The sequence below is a fragment of the Modestobacter sp. KNN46-3 genome, from assembly GCF_011039295.1.
Map to the genome: position 1 here is coordinate 1 of NZ_JAAKGN010000192.1, position 7,625 is coordinate 7,625.

Consider the following 7,625-nt stretch of genomic DNA (forward strand, 5'->3'; position numbering starts at 1 on the left):
ATGTGTTAAGCACGCCGCCAGCGTTCGTCCTGAGCCAGGATCAAACTCTCCGTAGATGATTTGATCGCAGCTGAGACCAAGAGTTGGCACTCTCGTTCAATCAACCAAAGGAATCCCAACGACACCCCGAAGGACGCCGAATGGGGGTATTGATACTTGGCACTGACTTTCGGCACGCTGTTGAGTTCTCAAGGAGCGGACGCGCGGCGAACCAGACCCTCTCAGGTCGTCGTCTCCGGCTTGTGTTGTCCTGCTCGGCGCCCGGTCCCGGCCTCGCGGTCGTTCCCGGCGCAGAGAGAAAGTTACGTGGCTCTGCGGCACGTGTCAAACCCGGGTCGGGTGACGCGCGCCACCTGCCCGAGACGTGGCCGTCACCTGGCGTTCACACGCCACGGACGCCCGCTCCGCGGGACCGGCGACCGCCCAGCTCAGACGGCCGGACCGGTCCCGGGGCAGTGCACGCCGGCCACCAGCCGCTTGCCCTTCCGCAGCACCAGCCACCCCCCGGTCAACCAGTCCCCGGGGGCGGGTGCGGCGTCGGCGTCGGTGACCCGGACGTTGTTGACGTAGGCGCCACCCTCCTTGACCGTGCGCCGTGCGTCGGTCAGGGACGACGCCAGCCCCGCCCGCTGCAACAGGGCAGCGACCGACAGCGCAGGGTCCGCGACCTCGACCGCGCCGGCCTCGGTCAGGGCTGCGGTCAGCGTCTGCGGGTCCAGCTCGGCGAGCTCGGCGCGGCCGAACAGGGCCCGGCCGGCGGCCTCCGCCTGAGCCAGTTCCGCGGGGCCGTGCACGAGCCGGGTGAGCTCCTCGGCCAGCGCTCGTTGGGGTGCCCGGGACGCCGGGCGCTCCTCGGACTCCGCGATCAGCGCCGCCACCTCCTCGGCGGGGCGCTCGGAGAACAGCGGCAGCCAGGCCCGGGCGTCGACGTCGTCGATGTTGAGCCAGTACTGGAAGAACGCGTACGGGCTGGTGTGCTCCGGGTCCAGCCAGATGGTGGCGCCCTCGGTCTTGCCGATCTTCTTCCCGTCGGCCGTGGTGATCAGCGGCGTGGCCAGGGCGTGCGCCGACGTCCCCTCGGTCCGCCGCACCAGGTCCGTGCCCGCGGTGATGTTCCCCCACTGGTCGGAGCCACCGCTCTGCAGCGTGCAGCCGTGCCGCCGGAACAGCTCGCGGAAGTCGTTGGCCTGCAGGATCTGGTAGCTGAACTCGGTGTAGCTGATCCCCGCGTCGGAGTTCAGCCGAGCCGAGACGGCCTCCTTGGCCAGCATCCGGTTGACCCGGAAGTGCTTGCCGAGGTCCCGCAGGAAGTCGATCGCCGACAGCGGCGACGTCCAGTCCAGGTTGTCGACGTAGATCGGCTCCCGCAGCCCCTCTTCGGCTGCCGGCAGGTCGAGGAAGGGCGCCACCCGGCGGCGGATCCCGTCCACCCAGGTGGCCACCTGCGCGGGGTCGTTCAGCTGGCGCTCCGACGACGGCCGGGGGTCACCGATCAGCCCGGTCGCCCCACCGACCAGGACGATCGGCTGGTGCCCGGCCCGCTGCAGGGCCCGCAGCACCATGAACTGGATCAGGTGACCGACGTGCAGGCTCGCCGCGGTGGGGTCGAAGCCGCAGTAGTACGTGACCGGCCCCTCCGCGAGATGGGCGCGCAGCGCCTCCTCGTCGGTGCTCTGGGCGATCAGCCCGCGGCGGTGCAGCTCGTCGATCACAGAAGGTGCTGAGGTCACGATCGCCCATCTTGCCTGGCAGCCCGGCGCCGCGGCTTCCCGCCCGCCCGGAAGACGCTCACCGATGGGGCGTCGGTCTCCCAGAAGCGCCAGGGGAGCTCGGTGGCCACGCTGATCCCGACCCGGGGGCCGGTCGAGACGCCGGAGGGCGCACGGCCGGCGTGCAGCCGCACGGGTGAGGTGGGGTCGAGCAGGTCGGTGCCCCGGTCGTCGGGGCCGATGGCCAGCGCCTGGGTGAGCCGGGCCGGACCGCGGGCCAGGTCCCGTGCGACCCGCGCGGCCGGCCGACGGGAGTGGGCCAGGGACTCCCCCAGCACCACCTCACCGGCGCGCATGAGCACCGCTGAGCCGCGACCGGCGGGGCCGACGACGACGTTGGCGCACCAGTGCACCCCGTAGCTGAAGTAGACGTACAGCCGGCCGGGCGGGCCGAACATGATCTCCGCCCGCGGGGTCGGGCCCCGATGGGCGTGCGACGCCGGGTCCTCCCCCTGCCCCGAGTACGCCTCCACCTCGGTGAGCCGCAGCGCGACCCGACCGTCGGGCCGGTCGGTCACCACCCAGCACCCCAGCAGCGACCGGGCGACCGCGTCGACCGGCCCGAGCAGGTCGTCCTCGGTGAGGAGCGGACCAGGCCCGGGCCGGTCGGACGGCGGGAGGTCGGCGGCCACGCGGGCTAGAGGGCCCCGGCCACCGGTGACCACGACGCCCACTCGGTGTGCTGACGAGCGAGTTCGGACAGCGACCGGAACTGCTCGGCGACCCGCTCCGGCGCCGTCCCGCCGCGGGCCTGCCGGGCCGCCAGGGCACCGGGGACGGTCAGCACCGACCGCACCTCCGGGGTGAGCCGTTCGTCGATGCCGGCGAGCTGGTCGTCGTCCAGCTCGTCGAGCTCGAGTCCGGCCTCCTCGCAGAAGGCGACCATCGAGCCGCTGATCTCGTGCGCGGACCGGAACGGGACGCCGTTGGACACCAGCCACTCGGCGACGTCGGTGGCCAGCGCGAAGCCCTGGGGGGCAGCGGCCTCGATCACCTCCGGGCGCAGGGTCAGGGTGGCCACCATCCCGGTGACCGCGGGCAGCAGCAGGAGCAGCTGCTCGACGGAGTCGAAGACCGGCTCCTTGTCCTCCTGCAGGTCACGGTCGTAGGCCAGCGGGAGGCCCTTGAGCATGGTCAGCAGCCCGGTCAGGTTGCCGACGAACCGGCCGGCCTTGCCCCGGGCCAGCTCGGCGATGTCCGGGTTCTTCTTCTGCGGCATGATCGACGACCCGGTCGCCCAGGCGTCGTCCAGCCGGGCCCAGCCGAACTCGGTCGACGTCCAGAGCACGACCTCCTCCCCCAGCCGGGACAGGTGCACGCCGAGCAGGGCCGCCACGAAGCAGAACTCCGCGGCGAAGTCGCGGTCGCTGACCGCGTCGATGCTGTTGTCGGCGGCCCGGTCGAAGCCGAGCTCCGCGGCGACGGCGTCGGGGTCCAGCGCCAGCGAGGAGCCGGCCAGCGCGCCGGAGCCCAGCGGGCTGACCGCGGCCCGCCGGTCCCAGTCCAGCAGCCGGTCGACGTCGCGAGCCAGCGAGTGGGCGTGCGCGAGCAGCTGGTGGGCGATGAGCACCGGCTGGGCGTGCTGCAGGTGGGTCATCCCCGGGCCGGCGACGTCGCGGTAGCGCAGGGCCAGCCCGATCAGGGCGTTCTCCAGGGCAGCGAGCTCGCCCACCAGGCTGCGCACGTTGTGCCGCAGGTAGAGCCGCAGGTCGGTGGCGACCTGGTCGTTGCGGCTGCGGCCGGCGCGGAGCTTGCCGCCCAGCGGGCCGAGCTTCTCCAGCAGGCCGCGCTCGAGCGCCTCGTGCACGTCCTCGTCGGCCTCGATCGGGGCGAACGTGCCGTCGCCGACCTCGGCGGACAGCTCGGTCAGCGCGCCGATCATCCTGGCCAGCTCGTCGACGGTCAGCAGCCCGGCCCGCTCCAGCACCCGGGCGTGCGCCCGCGAACCGGCCAGGTCGTAGGGGGCCAGCCGCCAGTCGACGTCGGTGGACTTGGACAGCGCCGCCATCGCCGGTGACGGGCCGCCCCCGAAACGGCCGCCCCACAGTCGGGTCTGGCTGCCGGCGTTGCCCTCGGTCACTCTGCGCTCTCTTCCACGTCGGCGTGCAGGTCGGTGTCGTCCCCGTGCACCGGGCGGGCGCGCTCGGCGAGCGCGCGCAGCCGGTCCGCGAGCGCGGGGCCCCCGTGGGGGTCGCGCGAGACGACCATCAGAGTGTCGTCCCCGGCGATCGTGCCCAGCACGTCGGGGAGCCCGACCTTGTCCAGCGCCGAGGCGAGGAACTGGGCAGCACCCGGGGGCGTGCGGACGACGGCGAGGTTGGCGCTGCCCTCGGCGCTGGTCAGCAGGTCGGCCAGCAGCCGGGTCAGCCGGGCCGGCGAGGACTGCGCCGGGCGCAGCGGGGCGTTCTCCGGCGGCAGCACGTAGGAGGCCGGCGCCCCGTCGGACCCGCGCAGCTTCACCGCACCCAGCTCCTCCAGGTCGCGGGACAGCGTCGCCTGGGTGACCTCGACCCCGGACTCGGCCAGCAGGCGGGCGAGTTGGGTCTGCGAGGTCACCGGGCCGGCGGTGATCAGCTCGGCGATCCGGGCGTGCCGGGCGGAGCGGGTCAGCGCCGTGGTCACCCCGAACGCTCCAGCAGCCACATGAGCAGGGCCTTCTGCGCGTGCAGCCGGTTCTCCGCCTCGTCCCACACGGCGCTCTGCGGCCCGTCGATCACCGAGGCCGCGATCTCCTTGCCGCGGTAGGCCGGGAGGCAGTGCAGGACGACGGCGTCGTCTGCCGCTCGGGCCAGCGCCGGCTCGTCGACGGCGTAGCGCCCGAACGTCGCGATCCGGGTGGCGTGCTCGGACTCCTGCCCCATCGACACCCACGTGTCGGTGACGAGGACGTCGGCGCCGTCGGCGGCGGCCGCCGGGTCGGCGGTCCACTGCACGGACCCACCGGTCTCCTTCGCGATCTGCCCCGCCCGGGTCAGCACGGCCGGGTCGGGCTGGAAGGCCTCCGGCGAGCCGATCCGCACGTGCATGCCGGCCAGGGCGCCGCCCAGCAAGTAGGAGTGCGCCATGTTGTTGGCCCCGTCGCCGAGGTAGCTGAGGGTCAGCCCGGCCAGCTGCGTGCGCCGTTCGAGCACCGTCTGCAGGTCGGCGAGCACCTGGCACGGGTGGAACGTGTCGGTCAGCGCGTTGACCACCGGGACGCGGCTGACCGCCGCCATGGCGTCCATCCGCTCCTGGCCCGAGGTCCGCCAGACGATCGCGGCGACCTGCCGGTCGAGCACCCGGGTGGTGTCCTCCACCGACTCCCCGCGGCCGAGCTGGCTGGCCGCGCCGTCGATGACCAGGGGCTGCCCGCCGAGCTCGGTGACCCCGACGGCGAAGGAGAGCCGGGTGCGGGTGGAGGGCTTGTCGAACAGCACCGCGACGGTGCGCTGGGTGCCGTTGGCCGCGCGCAGCGGGGTGGGCGCGGCGGCGGTGTGCCGGCCGGCCTTGAGCTGGGCGGCCAGCGCCAGGACCTCCGCCTGCTCCGCCGGCGTCAGGTCGTCGTCCCGGGTGAGGTGCCGGACCGTCACTGGTCGGCCTCCTGGAGGGCGGCGTCCAGTGCGGCGGGGAGCGCGGCGACGAACGAGTCGAGCTGGGCGTCGGTGACGACGAGCGGCGGCGCCAGCCGGACGACGTCGGCGGCCACCCCGTTCACGAGGAACCCGGCTGCCCGCAGGTGGGTCTCGACCGCGGCGGCGACCGGTGCGGTGAGGACGACGCCGAGCAGTGCGCCCCGGCCCCGGACGCCGCTGATGCCCTCGTGGCCCAGCGCGTCGACGCCGGCGGCGACCCGGTGCTCGATCTCCTTGGCGCGCTCCAGCAGCCCCTCGTCGCGGATGGTGTCCAGCACCGCCAGTGCGGCGGCCGCGACGATCGGGTTGCCGCCGAACGTGGAGCCGTGCGAGCCGGCGGTCATCAGGTCCGCGGCTGCGCCGAAGGCCAGGGTGGCGCCCAGCGGCAGGCCGCCGCCGAGGGCCTTGGCCAGGGTGACGACGTCGGGCTGCAGGCCGTCGGCCTGGTGGGCGAACCACTGCCCGGTGCGCCCGCTGCCGGTCTGCACCTCGTCGACGGCGAAGAGGGCACCCGCCGCGCGGGCGGTCTCCGCGGCCGCGGCCAGGTAGCCGGGCGGGGCCGGCAGCACGCCGCCCTCCCCCAGCATCGGCTCCAGCAGCACCATCGCGGTCTGCTCGCCCACGGTGGCCGACAGTGCGTCGGCGTCCCCGTACGGGACGTGCTGGACGCCGCCGGGCAGCGGGGCGAAGGCGGCGGCCTTGGCCGGCTGCCCGGTGAGGGCGAGGGAGCCCATGGTGCGGCCGTGGAAGGAGCCGATCGCGGTGACCACCTCCGGCCGGCCGGTCAGCCGGCTGAGCTTGAACGCGGCCTCGTTGGCCTCGGCCCCGGAGTTGCAGAAGAAGACCCGCCCCGGCCGGCCGGCGAGCTCGAGCAGCCGCTCGGCCAGCAGCACCCCCGGCTCGTGCATGGCCAGGTTGGACACGTGGCCGAGCAGCTGCGCCTGGGCGGTGATCGCGTGCACGACCGCCGGGTGGGCGTGGCCGAGGATCGTGGTGGCGATCCCGCCGAGCAGGTCGGTGTACTGCTTGCCGTCGACGTCCCAGACGGTCGCGCCCGCGCCGCGGGCCAGCGCCACCGGCGGGGTCTTGTAGTTGCCCATCATCACGGCCGACCAGCGGGTGGCCAGCTCCTCGGTGTGCGTCATGGTGCGGTCACTCCCTCCGGTGTCGGTGATGTGGTGTCGGTGCCGGCCGGGACGACCATCGTCCCGGTGCCCTCGGTGGTGAACGTCTCCAGGAGCAGGGCGTGCGGCAGGCGCCCGTCGATGACGGTGGCCCGCCGCACCCCGCCCTCGACCGCCCGCAGGCAGGCGGCCATCTTCGGGATCATCCCGGCGTCCAGGGTCGGGAGGATCTCGGCCAGTTCGGTCGCGTCGATCTTCTGCACCAGCGAGTCGCGGTCGGGCCAGTTGGCGTACAGCCCCTCGACGTCGGTCAGCACGACCAGCTTCACCGCGCCCAGGGCGACGGCCAGCGCCGCGGCCGCGGTGTCGGCGTTGACGTTGTGCACCTGGCCGGAGGCGTCCGGTGCCACGGTGGCGACGACCGGGATGTGCCCGGCCTCGAGCAGCGCGGTGACCGGGGCGGGGTCGACCGCGACGACGTCACCGACCAGGCCGACGTCCACCGGCTCGCCGGCGATGATCGCGTGCGTGCGCTCGGCGGTGAACAGGCCGCCGTCCTCACCGGACAGCCCCACGGCCAGCGGGCCGTAGGAGTTGATCAGGCCGACCACCTCGGGGCCGACCTGCCCGGTCAGCACCATCCGGACGACGTCGATCGTCTCCTCGGTGGTGACCCGCAGCCCGCCGCGGAACTCGCTCTCGATGCCCAGCCGGCTGAGCATGCCGTTGATCTGCGGACCGCCGCCGTGGACGACGACCGGCAGGATCCCGCAGGTCCGCAGGAAGACCATGTCCTCGGCGAAGGCGCGCCGGCACTGCTCGTCGACCATGGCGTGCCCGCCGTACTTCACCACCACGATCCGGCCGTGGAACTCGCGCAGCCAGGGCAGCGCACCGGTGAGGACGGCGACCTTGCGCGCGTCGCCCTGGGGGTCGTGCGTCCGCATGACCCGGGGGGTGCCCACCGAACGCCGGGGCGGCGCGGTGGCGAGATCGGGGGCGATCGGCGATCCGCGCGAGGGCGTCGACCTGTCCGGCCGGGCCATCACGATCGACGTCGACCTGCGGGCCGGCAGCGAGCAGGCCACGATCTGGACCAACGACCTGTCCCTCGCCTACGT

At 73.9% G+C, this 7,625-nt stretch carries 7 protein-coding genes; all 7 read right to left on the reverse strand.

All coding sequences use genetic code 11. From position 1 onward, the window contains the following. Nucleotides 1–428 precede the first annotated feature (428 nt). The 7 genes from tyrS to argB are packed head-to-tail and all read right to left on the reverse strand — an operon-like array spanning nt 429 to nt 7,451. The gene (gene tyrS / locus G5C62_RS23980) at nt 429–1,730 is read right to left on the reverse strand and encodes a tyrosine--tRNA ligase (protein WP_241176101.1); all 1,302 of its coding nucleotides are present in this window, start codon (nt 1,728–1,730) and stop codon (nt 429–431) included. After that, complete coding sequence (locus G5C62_RS23985; protein WP_164702986.1) at nt 1,727–2,401, reverse strand: DNA-3-methyladenine glycosylase; 675 nt, start codon at nt 2,399–2,401, stop codon at nt 1,727–1,729. The genes tyrS and G5C62_RS23985 overlap by 4 nt, the downstream gene beginning before the upstream one ends. 5 nt (nt 2,402–2,406) lie before the next feature. Continuing rightward, on the reverse strand, nt 2,407–3,849 hold the full coding sequence (argH, locus tag G5C62_RS23990; RefSeq protein ID WP_164702987.1) for an argininosuccinate lyase: 1,443 nt from the start codon (nt 3,847–3,849) through the stop codon (nt 2,407–2,409). Then, on the reverse strand, nt 3,846–4,391 hold the full coding sequence (locus G5C62_RS23995) for an arginine repressor (RefSeq protein WP_164702988.1): 546 nt from the start codon (nt 4,389–4,391) through the stop codon (nt 3,846–3,848). The genes argH and G5C62_RS23995 overlap by 4 nt, the downstream gene beginning before the upstream one ends. After that, nucleotides 4,388–5,338 (reverse strand): ornithine carbamoyltransferase, encoded by a 951-nt coding sequence (gene argF / locus G5C62_RS24000; protein WP_164702989.1) that lies wholly within the window; start codon nt 5,336–5,338, stop codon nt 4,388–4,390. Before argF ends, G5C62_RS23995 begins: the two co-directional genes overlap by 4 nt. Then, entirely contained in the window at nt 5,335–6,525 is a 1,191-nt protein-coding gene (locus tag G5C62_RS24005; RefSeq protein WP_164702990.1) for an acetylornithine transaminase, read from the reverse strand. Before G5C62_RS24005 ends, argF begins: the two co-directional genes overlap by 4 nt. Further along, nucleotides 6,522–7,451 carry an acetylglutamate kinase gene (gene argB / locus G5C62_RS24010; protein ID WP_164702991.1) on the reverse strand — a complete coding sequence of 310 codons (930 nt, stop codon included), beginning with the start codon at nt 7,449–7,451 and terminating at the stop codon, nt 6,522–6,524. The genes G5C62_RS24005 and argB overlap by 4 nt, the downstream gene beginning before the upstream one ends. Nucleotides 7,452–7,625 lie beyond the last annotated feature (174 nt).